20 protein-coding genes are annotated in these 22041 nt (G+C 52.5%); 19 read left to right on the plus strand and 1 reads right to left on the minus strand.

Annotated elements, in window-relative coordinates; genetic code table 11:
• The first annotated feature begins 61 nt into the window (after positions 1 to 61).
• The 4 genes from ACTHPM_RS01415 to ACTHPM_RS01430 all read left to right on the plus strand — a co-directional run bounded on the left by ACTHPM_RS01415 (position 62) and on the right by ACTHPM_RS01430 (position 3983).
• The gene (locus tag ACTHPM_RS01415; RefSeq protein WP_440393405.1) at positions 62 to 2071 is read left to right on the plus strand and encodes a hypothetical protein; all 2010 of its coding nucleotides are present in this window, start codon (positions 62 to 64) and stop codon (positions 2069 to 2071) included.
• Entirely contained in the window at positions 2068 to 2382 is a 315-nt protein-coding gene (locus ACTHPM_RS01420; protein WP_440393406.1) for an EscU/YscU/HrcU family type III secretion system export apparatus switch protein, read from the plus strand. The genes ACTHPM_RS01415 and ACTHPM_RS01420 overlap by 4 nt, the downstream gene beginning before the upstream one ends.
• A complete protein-coding gene (locus ACTHPM_RS01425; RefSeq protein WP_440393407.1) occupies positions 2367 to 2753 on the plus strand; it encodes a YraN family protein in 387 nt (128 codons plus the stop codon). Before ACTHPM_RS01420 ends, ACTHPM_RS01425 begins: the two co-directional genes overlap by 16 nt.
• A gap of 207 nt (positions 2754 to 2960) precedes the next feature.
• A complete protein-coding gene (locus ACTHPM_RS01430; RefSeq protein ID WP_440393408.1) occupies positions 2961 to 3983 on the plus strand; it encodes an alpha/beta fold hydrolase in 1023 nt (340 codons plus the stop codon).
• A gap of 71 nt (positions 3984 to 4054) precedes the next feature.
• Here the strand turns inward: ACTHPM_RS01430 and ACTHPM_RS01435 are convergent, their stop codons facing one another.
• Entirely contained in the window at positions 4055 to 5644 is a 1590-nt protein-coding gene (locus tag ACTHPM_RS01435; protein WP_440393409.1) for a YifB family Mg chelatase-like AAA ATPase, read from the minus strand.
• Positions 5645 to 5964: 320 nt separating this feature from the next.
• Between ACTHPM_RS01435 and ACTHPM_RS01440 the strand changes: the two genes are divergently transcribed.
• The 15 genes from ACTHPM_RS01440 to fliI all read left to right on the plus strand — a co-directional run bounded on the left by ACTHPM_RS01440 (position 5965) and on the right by fliI (position 22034).
• The gene (locus ACTHPM_RS01440; RefSeq protein WP_440393410.1) at positions 5965 to 6459 is read left to right on the plus strand and encodes a MarR family winged helix-turn-helix transcriptional regulator; all 495 of its coding nucleotides are present in this window, start codon (positions 5965 to 5967) and stop codon (positions 6457 to 6459) included.
• Positions 6460 to 6631: 172 nt separating this feature from the next.
• Positions 6632 to 7792, plus strand: coding sequence for an ADP-forming succinate--CoA ligase subunit beta (gene sucC / locus ACTHPM_RS01445; protein ID WP_440393411.1), 1161 nt, complete (start codon positions 6632 to 6634; stop codon positions 7790 to 7792).
• A gap of 36 nt (positions 7793 to 7828) precedes the next feature.
• Complete coding sequence (sucD, locus tag ACTHPM_RS01450) at positions 7829 to 8758, plus strand: succinate--CoA ligase subunit alpha (RefSeq protein WP_440393412.1); 930 nt, start codon at positions 7829 to 7831, stop codon at positions 8756 to 8758.
• A gap of 118 nt (positions 8759 to 8876) precedes the next feature.
• Entirely contained in the window at positions 8877 to 9995 is a 1119-nt protein-coding gene (gene dprA / locus ACTHPM_RS01455; protein WP_440393413.1) for a DNA-processing protein DprA, read from the plus strand.
• A gap of 49 nt (positions 9996 to 10044) precedes the next feature.
• The gene (topA, locus tag ACTHPM_RS01460; RefSeq protein ID WP_440393414.1) at positions 10045 to 12147 is read left to right on the plus strand and encodes a type I DNA topoisomerase; all 2103 of its coding nucleotides are present in this window, start codon (positions 10045 to 10047) and stop codon (positions 12145 to 12147) included.
• Between the two features lie 34 nt (positions 12148 to 12181).
• Positions 12182 to 13528 (plus strand): FADH(2)-oxidizing methylenetetrahydrofolate--tRNA-(uracil(54)-C(5))-methyltransferase TrmFO, encoded by a 1347-nt coding sequence (gene trmFO / locus ACTHPM_RS01465; RefSeq protein ID WP_440393415.1) that lies wholly within the window; start codon positions 12182 to 12184, stop codon positions 13526 to 13528.
• A 14-nt stretch (positions 13529 to 13542) separates the two neighbouring features.
• Complete coding sequence (hslV, locus tag ACTHPM_RS01470; RefSeq protein ID WP_440393416.1) at positions 13543 to 14085, plus strand: ATP-dependent protease subunit HslV; 543 nt, start codon at positions 13543 to 13545, stop codon at positions 14083 to 14085.
• A 13-nt stretch (positions 14086 to 14098) separates the two neighbouring features.
• Positions 14099 to 15502, plus strand: coding sequence for an ATP-dependent protease ATPase subunit HslU (hslU, locus tag ACTHPM_RS01475; protein ID WP_440393417.1), 1404 nt, complete (start codon positions 14099 to 14101; stop codon positions 15500 to 15502).
• A gap of 515 nt (positions 15503 to 16017) precedes the next feature.
• Positions 16018 to 16425: a flagellar basal body rod protein FlgB gene (gene flgB, locus ACTHPM_RS01480; RefSeq protein ID WP_440393418.1), complete on the plus strand. Its 408-nt coding sequence runs from the start codon at positions 16018 to 16020 to the stop codon at positions 16423 to 16425.
• A 6-nt stretch (positions 16426 to 16431) separates the two neighbouring features.
• Positions 16432 to 16887 carry a flagellar basal body rod protein FlgC gene (gene flgC, locus ACTHPM_RS01485; protein ID WP_440393419.1) on the plus strand — a complete coding sequence of 152 codons (456 nt, stop codon included), beginning with the start codon at positions 16432 to 16434 and terminating at the stop codon, positions 16885 to 16887.
• Positions 16888 to 16928: 41 nt separating this feature from the next.
• A complete protein-coding gene (gene fliE, locus ACTHPM_RS01490) occupies positions 16929 to 17240 on the plus strand; it encodes a flagellar hook-basal body complex protein FliE (RefSeq protein ID WP_440393420.1) in 312 nt (103 codons plus the stop codon).
• Between the two features lie 38 nt (positions 17241 to 17278).
• On the plus strand, positions 17279 to 18853 hold the full coding sequence (gene fliF, locus ACTHPM_RS01495; protein WP_440393421.1) for a flagellar basal-body MS-ring/collar protein FliF: 1575 nt from the start codon (positions 17279 to 17281) through the stop codon (positions 18851 to 18853).
• A gap of 17 nt (positions 18854 to 18870) precedes the next feature.
• Positions 18871 to 19887: a flagellar motor switch protein FliG gene (gene fliG, locus ACTHPM_RS01500; RefSeq protein WP_440393422.1), complete on the plus strand. Its 1017-nt coding sequence runs from the start codon at positions 18871 to 18873 to the stop codon at positions 19885 to 19887.
• Complete coding sequence (locus tag ACTHPM_RS01505) at positions 19880 to 20728, plus strand: FliH/SctL family protein (RefSeq protein WP_440393423.1); 849 nt, start codon at positions 19880 to 19882, stop codon at positions 20726 to 20728. Before fliG ends, ACTHPM_RS01505 begins: the two co-directional genes overlap by 8 nt.
• The gene (fliI, locus tag ACTHPM_RS01510) at positions 20715 to 22034 is read left to right on the plus strand and encodes a flagellar protein export ATPase FliI (RefSeq protein ID WP_440393424.1); all 1320 of its coding nucleotides are present in this window, start codon (positions 20715 to 20717) and stop codon (positions 22032 to 22034) included. The genes ACTHPM_RS01505 and fliI overlap by 14 nt, the downstream gene beginning before the upstream one ends.
• The last annotated feature ends 7 nt before the right edge of the window (positions 22035 to 22041 follow it).

Here is a 22041-nt window from a genome sequence, read left to right on the forward strand (position 1 = left end):
CGGTCGTCCGATGCCGATAAATAAAGGTATGAGGTTTGCTTCGATCGAAGGAGGAAGAGACGTGAACATCGGTTCATTAATTCGGGGCCTGCTTGGCGATACCAAGGCGGGCGATCCGAAACAGCTGGATATGAAGACTGGCCAGGTGGTCAGAGGCGTGGTGTTGAGCGTCTCGGAGGATGGTCAAGAGGCCGTGGTTCAGATTCAGGGCGTCAAGGTAAGAGCCGCGCTGGAGACACCGCTGCAGGCGGGTCAGGCAACGCTGCTGCAGGTACAGCCGCCCGCCGGGAACGGCATGATGGTGCTGAAGCCGCTTGCCGAGTCGCCCTATAGTGCTCTGCCAAGCCAATCGCTGTCTGATGTGCTGAGCTCGCTCGGACTTCGGGATACCGAAGAGGCACGGACGATGGTTCAGGCCATGCAGTCCAGCGGCGTGCCGCTCACGAAGGACAATGCGGAGCTGTTCAGCCGCATCATGTCCTTCAAGCCTCCTTCCGTGCCTGCAGAGCAGTGGGTACAGTCGGCGGCTATCGCCATGCAGCGCGGTTTGCCGGTCACGGCAGAAAGCGTGCGCGGGCTGCAGCAGGCTGTCTTTGGTGCGCCTGTACACGAGCTGCTGGCGGTCCTGGACGAGCAGGTGGAGAACCTTCAGGCGGCGTTAGGACAGGGCAGGACAACTGAAGGCGGCAAATTGGCAGCTTCTGCTCCGGCTATTCATCAAGCTCAGAATGCTCCGGAAGGTGCGGGGAGTACCCCACAGGCAGTACCGGCGCAGCAGCAGGATACGGTTAAGGCCGGAGCTGCAGCCCGGATGGAGAATACCGCCCCAGCAGCGGGCACAGTTAATTCTGGGCATGCTGCTGAGGATGCCGGAGGGCTGCAGCCGCTGCTGGGCAAGCTGCAGCAGGTGCTGCAGCAGCTCCGCACCGCGCCGCTCGCTGGTGCAGGGCCTGTGATGCCGGCACAGCCCGGCATCCCTGAGGGAGCCGGCGCCCATCCTGCGCCGGCCCAAGCGGCGCCGCCGCAGGCGACGGCGGCGCAAGGGGGCTCTGGCGGGCAGACCGCGCCAGAGCCAAGTCCGCCCCTATCCCACGGCGCAGAGCCGTGGGTGGGGCGGATCTTGAAGCTGCTCGGTGCGGAGCACGAGCAGCAGGGCGTGCGCGCGGCCGGCATGGCGCCGCCCGCGCAGCAAGAGGCCGCGGCGGGGAACGCGCGGCCAGCTGGGGCTGCACCGGCCATGGGCCCGGGTGCAGCTGCGCAAACGGCGGGCCAGGCTGCGCCGGGGCCCGCAATCGGCGGCGGCTTGGCTGAGGCCGCCGCAGCCGCCTCGCGGCAGTCCGCGCCCGCGTCAGGTTCAGCGGGCGCAGCGGCTCACGCGCAGCCGGCCGCCGATGCGGTGCCGGGTCATGAGCCGCTGGCCCGCCCGCTGCAGGCTGCTGCATCTCACGCGGCCGCAGCCACCGTCCCGGCCTCGGAAACGGCCGGGATCCGCTCCGAGCATGCCCTGCACAGCTCGGGCTCGCAGGATACGCTCAAGGGTATTCTGCTTCAGCTAGTCGGTCATGAGGATGCCCCGCCGGCGCTCAAGGAAGCAGCGCAGCAGCTCATTTCCCACCTTACCGGCCAGCAGCTGCTGCTGAATACGGACCGGACCGCGCCTTTCGCTCAAGTCACGCTGTTTCTGCCGCTGAACGGGCCGGACGGACAGGAGACAGCATCCGTACAAATCCAATCGCGGCGAGGTCAAAAGGGCGAACTGGATGCTTCCAACTGCAGACTTTGGTTTGATCTTCAGATGAAGCATTTGGGGCAGACGCTGGTGGATGTGCAGGTGGTGGACCGGATCGTCAGTTTAAAGGTGCATAACAATTTGGAATGGGCGGGTGAGCTGCTGGTGAACCGCAGGGATGAAATTTCCGCGGCCATGGAGTCTCTCGGCTATCAGCTGCTAACGCTAAAGGCAGAGCCGCTGCCCGAAAAGGTATTGGAGCCGGCCCGGGGCGCAGCAGAAACGGCTGCCGTTAACGATTATGTACCCCAAAGCTATAAAGGGGTGGATTTCCGGATATGAATTCGAACCCGAAGGATACGGGCGTGTCTTTAAAAAAGGCGGTTGCCCTCAAATATGCCCCTGGCGAGGCCGAAGCGCCTGTGGTGGCTGCCAAAGGCAGAGGCCGGGTTGCCGAAGCGATTCTGGAGAAAGCCAAGGAACATGGCGTGCCCGTTCAGGAAGATGCAGCCTTGGTGGAGGTGCTATCCAAGCTGGATCTGGATCAGCAGATCCCTCCTGAGCTGTATCAGCTTGTAGCGGAAGTGCTCAGTTATATCTACCGTGCGGATCGGCTGGTACAAGAAAGGGAGAGCGAATGGAAGAACGGTTGAACGAAGGAAAACCGAACCGGCGGGAGAAGGGCGCGGCGGCGGAACAAGCCGCCTGCGACTATCTGGCGTCCTACGGATATCGCATAAAGGATCGGAATTGGCGCTGCCGCAGCGGCGAGTTGGATATCATTGCTGAGCTGGGGACGCTCCTGGTTATTGTCGAGGTGCGAAGCCGCAGTCATAGCTCCAGATACGGGACAGCAGTTGAGGCGGTGAATTTCCGCAAGATCAGGCAGGTGAGGAATACGGCTCTTGCGTATCTTCATTACCGGCAGCAGGGGGACAGAGAGCTTCGTTTCGATGTCATTGCGATTGAGCTAGGGACCGATTTAAGCGTCATTTCATTGCAGCACATTGAAGGCGCGTTTTAAGGTTGCTTGATTTTGCATAGATTTAGAAATAGATACATCATACAGATATAAGCGATCAAGAACAGACTTCCGGGAGCCTCCATGGGAAGTCTTTTATTATGCGTAACGTATACATAACTACCACTTGGCAAGGCGGGAGCTTAGCACAACTGTCTTCATGAACCCCGGCAAGGATCACCAGGCGGTCGTAAAGGGGAGATGAAGCATTTGATTAAACGAAAAACTCCGAGAATAAACAGCGGTTCAAGGTCGGTTTCCTGCCTGGAAAAGGTTCGCATCGGCGGCATGGAGCAGTGGCTTCTGATGAGAGGGAAAAGCGTCAGATTACCGGTGCTGCTATGGCTGCACGGAGGGCCAGGTTCTGCGCAAATCGGCTTTGCGCCTTCATTCCAGCGGGATTTGGAGCAGCACTTCATTGTGGTTAACTGGGATCAGCGCGGAGCGGGGCTGTCCTTCCGCAAAGATATCAGCCCGGATACGATGCGTGTGGAGCGGTTTATATCAGATGCTCGCGAAGTGATCGAATACGTTCGGAATAAATTCCGTCAGAACAAAATTTTCATTGCGGGTCATTCCTGGGGCAGCATTTTGGGGATAAAGCTGGCTGAGCGTTACCCTGAACTGTTCCATGCCTATATTGGAATCGGACAGGTCGTTCATATGGAAAAGGGCGAGCGGATCTCTTACCAGTACGCGCTTCGGAAAGCGCGGGAAGAAGGCCATGCGAGGGCAGAGCGGGAACTTTCCGCCCTAGGTGAGAACGCTTATACGGACTACCGTAAGCTCGCAATTCAGCGCAAATGGCTCAGGACATTTCATGGTGTGATGTACCGCCAGCGTGTGGATCAGCTGCTCGTTCCCCGATTGCTGCGTTCTTCAGAATACAATCTCATGGATCTGTTCCGCTTTGTACGGGGCTCCCTATTTTCGATTAAGCACATGTGGGAAGAAGTATGCCGAACCAACCTGGAGAATGTCACACAGCTGCAGATTCCTGTATTTCTATGCATGGGCAGGCATGATTACAACACGCCGTTCGAGCTGGCAGAGGCTTTTTTCAACAATCTGCAGGCACCCGTCAAGACATGGGAATGGTTTGAGAATTCCGCCCATTGTCCCCATTTCGAAGAGCCGGAGAAGATGAACAAGCATTTGATTTATCTGCTCCGCAAAGAGATGAACGGCTTGTCGCTTGTACAACCGGACAGGATCACCAAGAGGACTCCATAAAGAGTCCTCTTTGTCTATTCGACTTCCCAGTCTGCTTGTGCCGGGACAAGCAGAGGCGGTGGAAGTGTGCGCTATGCAAACGTCTCCAGCTGCGGACGATCGAGGTTCCGATATTGAATGGCTTCGGCAACATGATTGGATTGAATCGGTTCCTGCCCGTCCAAATCGGCAATTGTGCGAGCAAGCTTCAAGATGCGATCATAGGCCCTCATGCTGAGCCCCAGCGCTTCGATCGTCTGATGGAGCATGTCGGCTGTGCCCGTATCCAATCTGGCAAATCGCCGGAGCGCGCTGCCTGACAGCTCGCTGTTCCAGCCGATTTGAGGGAGGTGGCTGTATCTCTGCATCTGTCTTGCATGAGCATCAAGCACCTGTGCGCGCATCTCGGCGGAGGAGAGGCTGAACTTCTCACGCGTCCATTCCTTCGGACGCGGGACATCGACCTGAAGATCGATCCGGTCTAGCAGCGGTCCGGAGATTTTGGAACGGTACTGAGCGATTCTTGCAGGACTGCAGGTACATGAATGCCCCGGATGATCGCTTCCGAGATAACCGCACGGACAAGGATTGAGCGACGCTGCGAGCATGAATTTGGCAGGGAAGGTGTGCACAGCCCTGGCCCTGCTGATGGTGACGGACTTGTCTTCAAGCGGTTGTCTCAGCACCTCCAGCACCTGCCGGTTGAACTCGGGGAGCTCGTCAAGGAAAAGAATGCCCCGGTGAGCCAGGCTGACTTCGCCGGGCTTCGGGATCGTGCCTCCCCCGATCAGCCCGCCAGCCGAGATCGTATGATGCGGAGAACGGAAAGGCCGGGTGCGCATCAGTCCCGCAGCGGGTCCTTTAAGCTTGCCTGCCGCACTGAATATTTTGGTCGTTTCCAGTGCTTCCTGCTCCGTCATGGGCGGAAGAATGGTGGGCAGGCGCTTGATCAGCATCGTTTTTCCGGTGCCAGGCGGGCCCATGAGCATAATATTGTGCATGCCAGCTGCGGCGATGGTCAAGGCTCGCTTCACATGCTGCTGGCCGAGCACGTCGGCATAATCGTCGGTTTGGGGCACATGTCCCTGCTCGGTGTGAACGCAACCTGAACGGAGTGCTGCGAAGGAAGCGATGCGGAGGGGTCCGCCTTTTTCTTTGGGAGCCATATCCGTATCCTGTCCGCCTAAGTCGAACAATTCCTTCAGATGGGAAATTGCATAAATATTCATATCCTGGATCAGGCCCGCCTCCGCCGCATTTTCTGTCGGCAGAAGAACGGCAGTGAACCCTTCGCGTTTGGCGCGGTCGACCATCGACAGCACCCCCGACACCGGTCGGAGACTTCCATCCAGTGCCATCTCGCCAATCAGAAGCAGCTTTTCATTCTGGGGGAGCATGAGCTGCCCGCTCGTGCACAAAATACCGAAGGCAATGGCCAGATCGAAAGCGGAGCCTTCTTTTCTGAGGTCCGCAGGGGCCAGGTTGATCGTAACCCGCTGCAGGGGGAAGGTGAAGCCGCAGTTTTTCAGTCCGGCCCGGACACGCTCCACGGCTTCGCGTATGGCTGAATCCGGCAGTCCGATGATGGACGTTTGAGGCAGCCCGTTGGAAATGTCGACTTCGACCTGGATCAACACGCCGTCAATTCCGTATAGACATGCGCTGTACATTTTTCCGTACATAGTTAAAAAAGCACCCTTTCTCTTCGGATCAAGTGAGCTGCTTTCACAGCGCCTAGCTTCCGGCGAAAAAAGGTGCTTCCTTATTTTCAGCGAATGAATTTGAACAAATTGTATGATTGGCAGAGCAAATTGTCAAGAAAATTAGGCCGTGATCTTTGCGGTTTAAAGCTATTCTTATGGTTGCTTGTTTAAAAAAAAGATAATCGTAGTAATGTAAAGAAAAGAAGCGGGCAATTCAATTGCGTGCGTAAAGGTTGATTGTTTAATATTTTATGTTCCTTGTGATAATATTAGCGAATGAAGGCAGGTGATGGAGTAACATGAAATCCAAGGAAATCGTTCCTCAGCTTCTACTTGAAAACCAGTTGTGTTTTGCCGTTTATGCATGCTCGCGAGAAATTACGAAACTGTACCAGCCGTATCTGGATGAGCTGGGAGTCACGTATTCACAATATTTGGTGCTGATGGTGCTGTGGGAGAAAGAACAATGTACTGTTAAGGAGCTCGGAGAAGCGCTGTTTTTGGACTCCGGGACGCTGACTCCCCTTTTGAAAAGGCTTCAAGCCGCCGGGCTGATCAACCGGGAGCGCTCCGCGCAGGACGAACGGAAGGTCATTATCACACTTACGGATGAAGGACTCCGCTTGAAGGACCGGGCGAAAAATGTCCCGGGGGCCATGCAAAATGACGTGTGCATGAATGGGGATGAATTTAGCCGATTGTTGAATGAATTCAGAGGTCTGCTTGATAGGGTGCATCAGATCAATGTGCAAAGAGACGGAAAAACGGCTGAATCCAAAGTAAAATTAACATAAAATTCCAAGTATTCTCTCAAACGGATTATATCGATATCAAAAAGCTGTCGATGTTTACACAGTTTGTTAAGGTAAGCGTTTTAAAAACATGATACAATAGCTTGGGTTTATATTATTTTCCAAGAGATGAGACCCGCCTTGTAGCAGTCATGTTGATAGGAGGATTCCGTAAATGAATATCCATGAATATCAAGGAAAACAGGTATTGAAGCAGTATGGAGTTGCCGTTCCGAACGGAAAGGTGGCCTATACGGTGGAAGAAGCTGTGGAAGCCGCAAAATCGCTGGGCAGCCAGGTTACGGTTGTCAAAGCGCAAATTCATGCAGGCGGTCGCGGCAAAGCGGGCGGCGTTAAGGTTGCCAAAAATCTTGACGAAGTACGCGCATATGCCGAAGAAATCCTCGGTAAAGTGCTTGTCACGCATCAAACCGGTCCGGAAGGCAAAGAAGTCAAACGCCTCCTGATCGAAGAAGGCTGCGATATCCGCAAAGAGTACTATGTGGGCGTGGTCGTTGACCGTGCTACCGGCCGCGTCGTGCTGATGGGCTCGGAAGAAGGCGGAACGGAAATCGAGGAAGTGGCTGCGGCGACTCCCGAGAAAATTTTCAAAGAAGTTGTTGATCCGGCCGTGGGACTACAGGTATTCCAAGCCCGCAGACTCGCGATTGCCATCAACATTCCTAAAGAACTGGTAAATAAGGCCGTTCAATTCATGTTGGCCCTTTATACAGCTTTTGTGGACAAAGATTGTTCGATCGCTGAGATCAACCCTCTGGTTGTAACTGGTGACGGCAACGTCATGGCGCTGGATGCCAAGCTTAACTTTGATTCCAATGCATTGTTCCGCCATAAGGACATTCAGGAACTGCGCGATTTGGACGAAGAGAACGAAAAAGAAATCGAAGCATCCAAATACGACCTGAGCTACATAGCTCTTGACGGAAACATCGGCTGCATGGTTAACGGCGCAGGCCTGGCCATGGCAACGATGGATATTATCAAATACTATGGCGGCGACCCGGCCAACTTCCTCGATGTAGGGGGCGGTGCGACGACAGAGAAGGTAACCGAAGCCTTCAAAATCATTCTCTCCGACGAACAGGTTAAAGGCATTTTCGTCAATATTTTTGGCGGAATCATGCGCTGCGACGTGATCGCTGAGGGTGTTGTTGAAGCGGCGAAGCAGCTCGGCCTCACACGGCCGCTGGTGGTGCGTCTGGAAGGAACCAACGTGGACCTGGGCAAGAAAATTCTGGCCGAATCCGGCCTGAACATCGTGCCTGCCGATTCCATGGCCGACGGCGCGCAAAAAATCGTTTCGCTCGTAAAATAGGTACCTTTAAAATCGAACAGGGGATGTGAACGAATCGTGAGTATTTTGGTAGATAAAAATACAAAAGTGATTACCCAGGGCATCACCGGGAAAACCGCCCTTTTCCATGCAAAAGGCGCCCTTGATTACGGAACGCAAATGGTGGGAGGTACCTCCCCGGGCAAAGGCGGCACAACCGTGGATATCGAGCTTGAAAACGGCAGCTCCGTCAGCCTTCCGGTTTTCAACACCGTTGTTGAAGCCAAAAATGCGACAGGCGCTACCGCGAGCGTTATCTACGTTCCGCCGGCTTTCGCGGCGGATTCGATCATGGAAGCCGTTGAGGCTGAAATGGATCTGGTCATCTGCATCACGGAAGGCATTCCCGTGCTGGACATGGTGAAGGTTGCCCGCTACATGGAAGGCAAAAAGACGGTCCTGATCGGACCGAACTGTCCGGGCGTCATCACGCCGGGCGAATGCAAAATCGGAATCATGCCGGGATACATTCATACTCCGGGGCATGTAGGCGTCGTATCCAGAAGCGGAACCCTCACTTATGAGGCCGTTCATCAGCTGACGACCCGCGGTATTGGCCAATCGACTGCCGTAGGCATCGGCGGCGACCCTGTGAAGGGCACGGAATTCATTGATGTGCTGAAACGCTTCAACGAAGATCCGAACACGTATGCGGTCATCATGATCGGCGAAATCGGCGGGACGGCTGAAGAAGAAGCGGCCGAATGGATTCGCGATAACATGACGAAACCCGTCGTGGGCTTTATCGGCGGCGTAACGGCTCCTCCGGGAAAACGCATGGGCCACGCAGGTGCGATCATTTCCGGCGGCAAAGGTACAGCCAAAGAAAAAATCGCCAAAATGGAGGAATGCGGCATTAAAGTCGCTCCGACACCTTCCGAAATGGGCTCCACGCTGGTCAGTGTTCTTGAAGAACGCGGCATGCTGGATAAATGCTTGACACATTAATCCGGTATCGGGTTATGATAGCTTGAAAGGTAAGCAACCTTTTATTTCCTGCTTCAGGGAATAAAGGGTTGCTTTTTTTGCGTTGTAGTTAAAATTCCGATTAAAGGAGTGAGCACGAATGGAGCTGCGAATGCTGCTTATCGCGTTGCATCAAACCCCGGGGGTGGGGCGGAGAAGTATTGCACGATTGATTGCGGACGGTTTATTGACGGAAGAGCTTCTTCAATTTTCTTGTGAACAATGGGAGGGACTTGGCTTTTCGATCGAAATTTCGGAGAGGCTTGCGCAGCATTTGTCTGCAGACGCGAATTCAATGAAGCAGCAGGAGGAAGAAAGGGCTTGGGGGATGCAAATCATGACGATTTTGGATGAAAGTTATCCCGAATTGTTGAAAGAAAGTCCCGATCCGCCGTTAGTCCTGTATGCCAAAGGCGATACCGGATTATTGAGGCAGCCCGCAATCGCGATGGTCGGGACCCGGGTCCCGACTGCCTACGGAAGGAAGATGAGCGAAGAACTGGCCCAAGGTTTATGTTCTGGAGGTTTTAGCATCGTAAGCGGTCTGGCCAGAGGAATCGACAGTATTTGCCATGAAGCTGCGCTATCATGCGATGGAGGGACGATCGCCGTGATGGCGACGGGCATGGATGTCGTCTATCCCCCGGAGAACAGGGCTTTATATGCCAAAATGGTTCAAAAAGGCTTGGTTCTCACCGAGTACCCGCCGGGCACAAAGCTCCATCCCGGCCTGTTTCCGCAGCGCAACCGCATTATCGCCGGACTGTCGCTCGGAACGCTTGTTGTGGAGGCGGATGAACGCAGCGGGTCGCTTATTACGGCGGATGCTGCGCTGGATGCGGATCGGGATGTTTTTGCGGTTCCGGGACAAGTGACTTCGCCCAAAAGCCGCGGCGCCTTGAACCTGATTCGACAAGGCGCGAAAATGGTCTGCGGCGCTGCCGACATTTTGGAGGAGTATGATTCATGGTTGCCAAAGGGGCTTAACAATACATACAATAGGGAACGTCAGGTAAATGAGGCCTCCGCGGGCGGAGAAGGTCATTTGACAACGGATGAGCTGCGACTATACCATATACTGGAGCAGGGACCGTTCACGCTGGATGAGCTGCTGCAGCGCAGCCGGTGGGATTTTGGACATTTGCATTCAGTTCTGTTATCTTTAATCATAAAAAAGCAGATTACCCAATTACCTGGTGCTATATATAAAACGATATAACAGAAACGTATTAATGAAGCTTTTCAATGTTGGAGAGGAGGATGAACCGATGGCTGATTCACTGGTGATCGTGGAATCGCCCGCTAAGGCGAAGACGATCGGCAAGTATTTAGGCAGCAAATTTATCGTAAAGGCTTCCATGGGCCATGTTCGCGATTTGCCAAAGAGCCAAATCGGGGTTGAAGTAGAAAACGAGTTCAATCCAAAGTACATTACGATCCGCGGCAAAGGGTCCGTGTTAAAAGAATTGAAGGATGCCAGCAAAAAAGTGAAAAAAGTATATCTCGCAGCTGACCCCGATCGTGAGGGAGAGGCGATCGCCTGGCATTTGGCGCATGCCCTGGAACTGGATAACACAGATAGCTGCCGGGTCGTGTTCAATGAGATCACGAAGCAGGCGGTCAAGGATGCATTCAAGACACCGCGCAAAATTAATATGGATCTGGTCAATGCCCAGCAGGCACGGCGGATTCTCGACCGTCTCGTGGGTTATAAAATCAGCCCTCTATTATGGAAGAAAGTCAAAAAAGGGTTGTCGGCGGGACGCGTTCAGTCCGTTGCGGTCAAGATCATTCTGGATCGCGAGAACGAGATCGACGCTTTCGTTCCCGAAGAATACTGGTCCATCACGGCCAAGCTGGCCAAGGGCAGCTCGGTATTTGAAGCCAAATTCACCCAGCTGGACGGGCAGAAAAAAGAGCTGAACAAAGAAGCGGATGTCGAGGAAGTCTTGAAAGCCATCAAAGGCGCGACATTCAAAGTGGCTGAAGTGAAGGAGAAGGAACGCCAGCGGCATCCGTCGCCGCCGTTTACGACGAGTTCACTGCAGCAGGAGGCAGCCCGCAAACTGAACTTCCGTGCGGCAAAAACGATGTCCGTGGCCCAGCAATTGTATGAAGGCGTCGAGCTTGGCAAGGAAGGCACGGTTGGTCTCATCACCTATATGCGTACCGATTCCACCCGTATTGCCGCCTCCGCCCAGGAAGAAGCGAAAGAGTATATCAACGGGAAATTCGGCGATGCGTTCGTACCCGAAAGCCCTCGCGAATATTCGAAGAAAGCGGCGAACGCCCAGGATGCGCACGAAGCGATTCGTCCAACCTCGGTGCTTCGTGATCCGGAATCCGTGAAGTCCTTTATGAGCCGTGACCAGTTCAGATTATATAAGCTGGTCTGGGAGCGTTTTGTGGCGAGCCAGATGTCCTCGGCCGTCCTGGATACCCTGTCGGTCGACATCGCAGCAGGAAGCGCCGTATTCCGGGCGACCGGCTCGAAAGTTCGCTTCCCCGGCTTCATGAAGGTGTACGTCGAAGGAAACGATGACGGAACGACGGAGGAAGAAAAATTTCTGCCTGCGCTCGCACCGGGGGATAAGCTGAAGAAGGAAGAGATCGATCCGAAGCAGCATTTTACCCAGCCGCCTCCGCGCTACACCGAGGCAAGACTTGTTCGCACGATGGAGGAGCTCGGGATTGGCCGGCCGAGTACGTATGCTCCGACGCTGGAAACGATCCAGAAGCGTGGTTACGTTGCGATCGAGGAGAAAAAGTTCGTTCCGACGGAGCTTGGAGAGCTCATTATAGAGCAGATGGAGCAGTTTTTCCCTGAAATTCTGGATGCCGAGTTTACCGCGCATATGGAGGAAGATCTCGACCATGTGGAAGAAGGCTCGGAAGACTGGGTCAAGGTTTTGAAGGAATTTTACGCCTCCTTTGAGAAGCGGCTTGAGGTCGCCGAGGAGGAAATGAAAGAAATTGAGATCGCAGATGAGGTTTCGGATGAGATGTGCGACAAATGCGGCAAGCCTATGGTTTATAAGCTCGGCCGCTTTGGCAAGTTCCTTGCCTGCTCCGGTTTTCCGGACTGCCGCAATACGAAACCGATTGTCAAGGATATCGGCGTGACATGCCCGAAATGCAAAGAGGGACATGTCGTGGAGCGCCGAAGCAAAAAGGGACGTATTTTTTACGGCTGCGACCGGTATCCGGAATGTGATTTTGTATCATGGGACCGTCCGTCCAGCAAGCCTTGCCCGAAATGCGGCAATTGGATGGTGGAGAAGCGGAATAAGCAGGGAGCAAGGCTTCAGTGCACATCCTGCGACCATGTAGAGGAAATTGAAGAGAACGAAGACAATGACGAGATTGTATAACAGCATGTTGCATGAAGCGTAGGAGGTAATCAAGTTGACTGAAACAAAAAAGGTAACCGTCATCGGCGCCGGTCTGGCGGGCAGCGAAGCTGCCTGGCAGATCGCGAGCCGCGGCGTTCCCGTGAAATTATATGAAATGCGCCCTGTCGTCAAAACACCGGCACATCATACGGACAAGTTTGCCGAACTGGTATGCACCAACTCTCTCCGGGCGAACGGCCTGACGAATGCGGTTGGGGTCCTTAAAGAAGAAATGCGGATGCTGGATTCCATCATTCTGAAGTCGGCCGATAAAAATGCGGTTCCTGCCGGCGGTGCGCTGGCGGTAGACCGCGACGGGTTTTCCGGAGATATCACGAACATTCTTCACAATCATCCGCTGATTGAGGTCGTAAATGAAGAAATTCAGCATATACCTGAAGATGGGATTGTTGTCATTGCGACCGGACCTCTGACTTCACCTTCTCTCTCCGCAGAGATTAAAGCGTTGATGGGAGAGGAGTATTTCTATTTTTACGATGCGGCAGCCCCGATCGTCGAAAAAGACTCCATCGATATGAGCAAGGTATATTTGGCTTCGCGCTATGACAAGGGAGAAGCGGCTTACTTAAACTGTCCGATGAACGAAGAAGAGTTTAATGCGTTTTATGATGCTCTCGTAACGGCTGAAGTGGCGCAGCTTAAAGAATTCGAAAAAGAGGTTTATTTCGAAGGCTGCATGCCGATCGAGGTCATGATGAAACGAGGAAAGCAAACGGCCCTTTTCGGCCCGATGAAGCCTGTCGGCTTAATGAATCCGCACACAGGCACGCTGCCTTATGCCGTCGTTCAGCTTCGTCAGGATAATGCGGCGGGGACGCTGTACAATCTCGTTGGGTTCCAGACACACCTGAAATGGGGAGAGCAGAAACGCGTATTTTCAATGATTCCAGGCCTGGAAAACGCGGAGTACGTTCGCTATGGCGTCATGCACCGGAACACGTTTATTAATTCGCCGCGTCTGCTGGAGCCTACATATCAGCTCAAAACGAATGAGAACCTGTTTTTCGCCGGGCAAATGACAGGGGTGGAAGGATATGTCGAATCCGCCGCATCCGGGCTTATAGCCGGCATTAATGCGGCTAGAATGGCTAAGGGAGAGGAATTGGTAGTTCTTCCGGAAACCAGTACGATTGGAAGCATGGCTCACTATGTTACGCACGCCGACCCCGCACACTTTCAACCGATGAATGCAAACTTCGGTCTGCTGCCCGGGCTCGAGAAGAAAATTCGCAACAAAAAAGAAAAGAATGAGGCACTCGCTAACCGCGCGCTGGCCAGTATCGGTAAGTTTGTCGAAACCTTTGGCGCAGCGAAAACACAAGCAGGAAGTCTAGACTAGGGGGCTTGACGGGTATGGAGATGTCATTCCACGCGACGACGATTTGCGCCGTACGCCACAATGGTAAAGCAGCCATTGCCGGCGACGGCCAGGTGACGTTCGGAGAAAATATGATAATGAAGACGACGGCGAAAAAAGTGCGCAGGCTCTACAGAGGACAGGTTGTAGCCGGCTTTGCCGGATCTGTAGCCGATGCTATTACGCTGTTTGAAAAATTCGAAGGCAAGCTGGAGGAGCATCACGGCAATTTGCAGCGGGCTGCTGTCGAGCTGGCCAAAGATTGGCGTTCGGACCGCGTCCTGCGCAAGCTGGAGGCTCTGATGATCGTGATGGACAAGAGCGGCATGCTGCTGATTTCCGGCGGCGGGGAAATTATCGAGCCTGATGACGATGTTCTGGCGATCGGATCCGGAGGCAATTTCGCGTTGTCTGCGGCACGTGCGCTCAAACGCCATGTCCAAGACCTTGAAGCGAAGGATATCGCTCGCGAGGCCCTGACCATTGCTTCCGAAATTTGCGTTTACACCAACGGCAACATCATCGTGGAAGAGCTGTAAAAGGGGGATGCATATGGATAACCAAAACTTGACTCCGAGACAGGTAGTCGCCGAATTGGATAAATATATCGTCGGTCAAAAACAGGCTAAGAAATCCGTGGCCGTTGCGCTGCGCAACCGTTATCGGCGGAATCTTCTTCCGGAAGAGGACCGCGATGAAATTGTTCCGAAAAATATTCTAATGATAGGACCTACCGGCGTAGGCAAGACTGAAATCGCCAGACGTCTGGCGAAGCTGGTTAACGCGCCTTTCGTCAAGATCGAGGCGACAAAATTCACCGAGGTCGGCTATGTCGGCCGTGATGTGGAATCGATGGTCCGCGATCTGATCGAAACGTCCATTCGGATGGTGAAATCGGAACGCACGGAAAAAGTGAAGGACCGCGCTGAGGAGCTGGCGAACGATCGCATCGTGCAGATCCTCGTCCCACCAAGCGGCAAGAACAAAAACCAGCGGAATCCGTTCGAAATGATTTTTGGAGGCGGGAACAACCATCAGCAGGAACCGGAAGAAGACAAAGAGCAGGATACGGGCATTGTCGAGCGCCGGCGCCAGGTCAAATTCAAGCTGCTTTCAGGCAGCATGGAGGATGACCTGATCGAGATCGACGTGGAGGACACCACGCCGAACATGATGGATATGCTGGCGGGTCAAGGCAATGACCAAATGGGCATGAATATGCAGGAGATGTTCGGAAGCCTGCTTCCCAAACGGACCAAAAAACGGAAGCTGCCGATCAAGGAAGCGCGCAAGGTGCTGACACAGGAAGAGGCGACGAAGCTGATCGACATGGATGACGTGATTGCCGAATCCATCACCCGTGCCGAGCAGTCCGGAATCATATTCATCGACGAGATCGACAAGGTGGCGAGCCAGGGCAAGGGATCAGGCCCTGACGTATCCAGAGAAGGCGTGCAGAGGGATATTCTGCCAATCGTCGAAGGATCAACGGTCATGACCAAATATGGCCCTGTAAAGACAGATTTCATTCTGTTTATCGCTGCGGGGGCATTTCATATCGCGAAGCCTTCGGATCTCATCCCTGAACTTCAGGGACGTTTCCCGATTCGCGTCGAATTGAACAGCCTTTCGCTGGACGATTTCGTGTCGATCCTGACAGAGCCGAAAAATGCGATTACGAAGCAGTATAAAGATTTGCTCAAAACCGAGAACATCGAAATTGACTTCTCGCCCGAGGCTATCCGGGAAATCGCCAAGATTGCCGCGTCGGTAAATGACAATATGGAGAATATTGGCGCCCGCAGGCTGCATACGATCCTGGAGAAGCTGCTTGAGGACCTTTCATTTGAAGCCCCGGAGCTGACACTGGAACAAATGTCGATTACCCCGGAGTATGTCCGTGAGAAGCTCGCAGGAATCGCTCAGGACCGTGATTTAAGCCAGTATATTCTTTAATCACACCAATACCGATGACTGTTGTCACAGTTTATCCCGATTACATTGCAAAAGTGAAAATAACCCGGTCGGAAGCCTAAATGGCATATATTCTGATCGGGTTATTTAGCTATTAAGTAGGTAAATTAGAATCATTTTTGAATGAATGGAAGGGGCTCGCATTTTTTCCTTTCGCAAATCCGAAAAACCGGGACCAATCAAGATTGATTTTGACGAAAAGTGGCGATGCGCAAGATTGATATGAACCTCTGATCCCTTATCCGGAGCAGTTTTAGGAATATCTTAACATAAAATAAGAAAAAAGCCCTCCTTTTGACAAAAAGATAGGGCTTTTTTCTTATTGTAATATAGTCCAATCTCTAAGAAACTTAGGATATACGACAAGTTAGTAAAATTTTCTACTTAAGTCCTAGAAATTTTGATTTTTTTGATTACTTTTGTCGAAAAAAACAAGAAATCGGGAAAACGGTATTGTTAAATCTCTTAAATAAAATATGGAAAAGGGGGACAGCAATATGGATCTCTTGAACAGTACCAGTTTTCAACGCATGGAGGCTGGCCTGCAAGCGGCAAACCTCAGGCAGAGCGTCATTTCCAACAATATTGCCAATGAAGAAACGCCATACTTTAAAAGGTCCGATGTGTCGTTTGAAAACTTGCTGCAGCAGGAAATGAATGGCAGCATGCCCCAGTTGCGAGGGAAGGTCACCAATCCCAAACACTTTGTCATAGGTCCTACAAGTTCTATACCGGGTCCTGTCGTTTCGGTAGACCAATCCACAACGATGAACAATAACCTCAATAATGTGGATGTCGACAGTGAAATGGCCAATCTGGCAGCGAATCAAATCCAGTACAACTCTTACATTCAACAAATCAACGAGCAGATTAAGATGATGCGCGTCGCGGTAGAAGGGAGATAAACGGGAATGAATTTGAACAGCAGCTTTGGTATCAGCGCCTCAGGCTTAACTGCGCAGCGTCTTCGAATGGACGTCATCTCTTCCAATATAGCCAACGCGGAAACGACAAGAGCGTCAGTGGTAAACGGACAAGCGGTCCCTTACCGGCGCAAGATGGTCGTTTTTTCTCCGAATGAGTCAAATTTTGCTAACATGCTTCAGGCTAAAATGAACGGAGAAGACTCAACGTCTGCACGCGGCGTAAAAGTAACTTCCATTCAAGAGGACTCTACGGCTTTTAAGCCGGTGTATAATCCGAATCATCCGGATGCCGATGCAGAAGGGTATGTATACATGCCGAATGTCGACTTGACCAAAGAAATGGTGGACATGATCGCTGCCTCGCACTCCTATAACGCTAACGTCACGGCAATGAATGCTTCGAAGGCCATGGTCATGAAAGCCCTGGAAATAGGTAAATAGGTTCAGTAATTTGAAATAAAAATATGTAAGGAGGGACATTGATGATTCAAAACACCATGTTTTCCACTCAGGCAGTACAGCCGCTGAAAATGCTGGAGGGTGCTCAAAGCAGCGCATCAACACCTTCGGAGTCTCTTAGCAAGTTCGGTTCTTACCTGGAAGATGCCATCAATCAAATCGCCGAACAGGAACAAGCGTCCAAGGATATGAGCAACAAATTCATGCTCGGGCAAGTCGATGTTGACCAGGTCATGATTTCCGGTGAAAAAGCGCTTTTGAGTCTGCAGCTTACGTCTCAAATCCGCAATAAGGCTATTGAAGCCTATCAGGAAATCATGCGTACGCAAGTATAACCGTAGATTGCTAAGATTCGGGTAGGGTGGGTGACGTTGTGAATGAAAGAATCGCCCAATATAAGGACAAGATCGTCCAATATTGGAATCAGTTCAGCAAAAAACAAAAAACAATATTTTTCTCAACACTGGCTTTAATCATCATTGCTATTGTGGTGCTGACCATGCAGCTTTCCAAAACGGAATATGAGGTCGCGTTCAAGGATTTGAACTCAAGCGACTCTGCAGGCATCATGAACTACCTGGATACGAATAACATTCCGTATAAGCTGGGTTCCGATGGTAAAACGATCTCTGTACCGAGTACGCAAGCTGCCCGCATAAAGGTTGATGTAGGCTCACAAGGGATTGTCCAGAACGGATCGATCGGATTCGGCGCATTTGACACTTCTTCTTCCATCGGTACGACGGACAGCGAGTTTAATGTCAAATACAACAATGCTTTGAACGGGGAAGTTCAGCAGCTCCTGACGCGAATGAACGGCATCTCGGAAGCGAAGGTGCTCGTCACGTTGCCGAAGGAAAGCGTGTTTGCCGGGGCGGAAGACCAGGAAAAAGGGAATGCTTCCGTCGTGCTTAAATTCAAGCCGGGATATCATCCGAATCAGGAAACGATCGATGGGTATTTCAATCTCGTCAAAACGGCCGTGCCGAATTTGCCCATTGAGAACATCACGATGATGGAAGGCGACACCGAGCTGCTGCCGTCCTCCAGAGGCGGACAGGGAACGCTCAGCAGTTCCGTGGAAGAGAACTTCGCGCTGCAAAAGAAATTCGAGAATGAAGTGCGTCAGAACGTCAGACAATTCTTGGGACAATTCATGGGCCCGAATAAGGTCGATGTGCTGGTTGTATCCAAATTGAATTTCGATAAAATGCAAAGCAAAGAAAACATGGTAACGCCGGTAGATGCCGAGAACATGAAGGGCATCGAGATCAGCGTACAGGAAATTTCCAAGAATTATACAGGAAAAGCGAATCCGGACAGCGGAGTGGCGGGTACAGGACAGACGCAGGTACCAACCTATCCAAGTGGTTCATCAACAGGCGATGTGACTTCCGAGGATTTGTCCAAGACAGTGAACTACGAAGTGAATCACATAACGCGGGATATTATTTCCAGTCCGTATTCTGTAAAAGATTTAACCATTAATGTGGCGGTTGAACCACCTACCGGACAAAAAACGGTAGATCAAGCAACAAAGGACGCCATTCAAAATATTTTGGTCAATATTGTCAGAGCGTCTCTCGCAGATACAGGTGCTACATATACAGACGCTGACCTAGCTAAAAAAGTTTCGGTGTATTCGCAACCATTTAGTGGAGAAACGACCGAAACGAAAGGTTTGAATCTTTCCAAAGGAGTTCTGTGGGGCATCGGCCTCGCCGCACTCGCTCTGCTCGCAGGCGGTGCTTTCCTGATATTCCGCCGACGCAAACAGAAAGAAGAACTGGAAGAGGATCTTCCGCTGCCGGCTCCGACAGAGTTCCCATCCATTAATATGGAAAGCTTGACGAACGAAAGTCAGGTGCGCAAGCAGCTTGAAACGCTGGCCAAGAAAAAGCCGGATGAGTTTGTCAATCTGCTGCGCACATGGCTTGCTGACGAATAGAGGTAGAGGTGAATCCATTGGTAAAACCAAACAGCCAGGGCCTCAGCGGGAGGCAAAAAGCGGCGATTCTGCTGATTACCCTGGGGCCGGAAGTATCGGCGCAAATTTTCAAGCATCTCCGGGATGAAGAGATCGAACAGCTGACTTTGGAAATTGCGAACGTCCGTAAAGTGGACAGCGTCGAAAAAGAGATGATCCTGTCAGAGTTCCATCAGATCTGCCTGGCTCAGGAATATATATCGCAGGGCGGCATTAACTACGCCAAAGAAATATTGGAAAAAGCGCTCGGGTCGCAAAAGGCTATCGAAGTTATCAACAGGTTGACGGCAACGCTGCAAGTTCGACCGTTTGACTTTGCCCGCAAAGCGGACCCGAACCAGATTTTGAATTTTATCCAGAACGAGAATGCGCAAACCATTGCCCTCGTCCTATCCTATTTGCAGTTTGAACAAGCGGCAGCGATCCTGTCTTCGCTCCCTCAGGACAAGCAGGCGGATGTAGCGAGAAGGATTGCTGTTATGGACAGCACTTCGCCTGAAGTCATATCGCAGGTTGAAAAGGTGCTCGAACAAAAGCTGTCTGCAACGGTTACGCAGGATTACACGAATGCAGGCGGCATCGAATCGATCGTTCAGATATTGAACGGCGTCGACCGGGGGACGGAGCGCACGATCCTCGATTCGCTCGAAATTCAGGATCCGGAGCTTGCCGAAGAGATCAAGAAACGGATGTTCGTTTTCGAGGATATCGTCAACGTGGACAACCGTTCCATTCAGCGGATTATCCGCGACGTGGAAAGCGCGGATCTGCAGCTTGCCCTCAAGGTGGCAAGCGAGGAAGTGCGGGATGTCATTTTCCGCAATATGTCGAAGCGTATGTCCGAGACATTCAAAGAAGAAATGGAGTACATGGGTCCGGTACGGCTGCGTGATGTGGAAGAAGCTCAAACCCGCATCGTAGGTACGATCCGCAGATTGGAAGAAGCCGGTGAGATTATTATCGCTCGTGGCGGAGGGGATGACATCATTGTCTAATTTGATTAAATCTTCCCAATATGTGCCCGTAGAAATGCTTAAAAAGCTGGATTTGGGCCATCGTTACGTTTCTCTCGAATCGACTGAGGATGCGGGAGAAGAAAACGTGGAGGAGCTCCGGAAGATTGAAGCCGACCAAGAATCCAAACGGCTCAGCAAAGAGATGCTCGAGGATGCGCGAGAATTCGCTGAACGACAGGTGCGAGAGGCTTCCGATCAAGCTGAAAGCATATTGAATGATGCCAAAGAGCAAATCGATAGCTGGTGGCAGGAACGGCGGCTGCAGGATGAACACCTGGTGGAGGCTGTAAAATCCGAGGGTTACGATACGGGTTATCGTGAAGGCTCCGAACGAGCGATGGCAGATTTGCAGGAACAAATAACGCAGATGATGGAAGAGGCCCAAACGGTCCTGAAGCAGGCCTATTTAATGAAGGAACAGATTATTCAGGAGGCCGAACCTTTCCTGGTCGACCTGAGCTGCGCAATTGCCGAGAAGGTAATCGATAAGCAGCTTACTCTCGAATCCGGGTACGTGGTCGACCTGATCAAGAACAATTTGCTGCGCAAGCGGGAACAAGGCATCATCACGTTGTGCGTTGCGCCGAAGCATTTCGCGTTCGTACAGGCGGCCCGGGAGGAGCTTGGGGCAGCGATCGATTCGCAGGCTGAGCTGCAAATATTGCCTGACTCTACCGTTCAAGATCGCGGCTGCGTCATCCGGTCTTCGTTCGGCAGCGTGGATGCAAGGATCGATACGCAATTGACGGAGATCAAAAAGGAACTGATCCGGATTGCGCTGGATGACGAGGAGCGGAGTAACCAGGATGAAGATGCTTAACAGCGGAAGATACAAGGAGCACCTGCGTAACCTGGATCCGGTGAGAGTGAACGGGAAGGTTACCCAGGTCATCGGGCTGATGGTGGAATCCGAGGGGCCGGACGCCAGTGTGGGGGACGTATGCTACATTTACCCCACGAAAAGCGCCAAGCCGCTTCAAGCCGAGGTGGTCGGGTTTCGGGACAACAAAGTGCTGTTGATGCCGCTCGGAGAGCTTCAATCGATTGGTCCGGGCTGCGATGTCGTGGGTACAGGAAAACCGTTAAGCGTTCAAGTCGGTTCCGAATTGCTCGGGAAAGTGCTGGACGGCCTCGGTCAACCGCTTGACGGGTCGCTCGTTCCGACGCGGATGCCCTACAGCTCGACTTACAACGAGCCTTCCAATCCATTGAATCGGCCGCGCGTCAAAGAACCGATCAGTATTGGTGTCAGAGCTATCGATGGACTGCTGACGATCGGCAAAGGACAACGGGTCGGCATTTTCGCAGGTTCCGGGGTGGGGAAAAGTACCCTGATGGGAATGATCGCCAGAAATACTTCCGCCGACGTCAATGTGATCGCCTTAATCGGCGAACGGGGCCGCGAAGTGCTGGATTTCATTGAACGGGATCTCGGACCGGAAGGGCTGCAGCGTTCCGTCGTGATTGTAGCCACTTCGGATCAGCCTGCGCTGGTTCGAATTAAAGGGGCCTTGATTGCAACGACCATCGCGGAATACTTCCGAGACCGGGGCATGAATGTCATGCTGATGATGGACTCGGTAACGCGTTACGCCATGGCACAGCGCGAGGTGGGACTGGCTGTCGGCGAGCCGCCTGCGATGAGAGGCTATACACCGTCCGTATTCGCCAGTCTGCCGAAGCTGCTGGAACGGGCCGGAACAGGGCCGACAGGTTCGATTACCGCATTTTATACGGTGCTGGTGGACGGCGACGATATGAACGAGCCGATCGCCGATGCGGTGCGGGGCATATTGGACGGACACATCGTGCTGGACCGGAACATTGCCAATAAAGGTCATTTTCCAGCCATCGACGTCCTTGCAAGCATCAGCCGCGTGATGAAGGATATCGCTCCGGAGGAGCAGATCGAAGCGGCCGACAACTTGAAACGCCTGATGGCGGTATATCGCGATTCGGAGGATCTGATCAATATAGGCGCGTACCAAAAGGGTTCGAACGAGCAGATCGATGAATCCATTGAACAAATACAGCATATTTGGGATTTTACGAAGCAAAAGGTGAATGAGAAAGTAACACTGGAACAGGTGCAGCAACGTTTGATTTCCGAATTTTCGAGGAGATGAACCTGAA

The sequence above is a fragment of the Paenibacillus sp. SAFN-054 genome (genome assembly GCF_051966755.1).
Taxonomy (GTDB): Bacteria; Bacillota; Bacilli; order Paenibacillales; family Paenibacillaceae; genus Paenibacillus_AQ.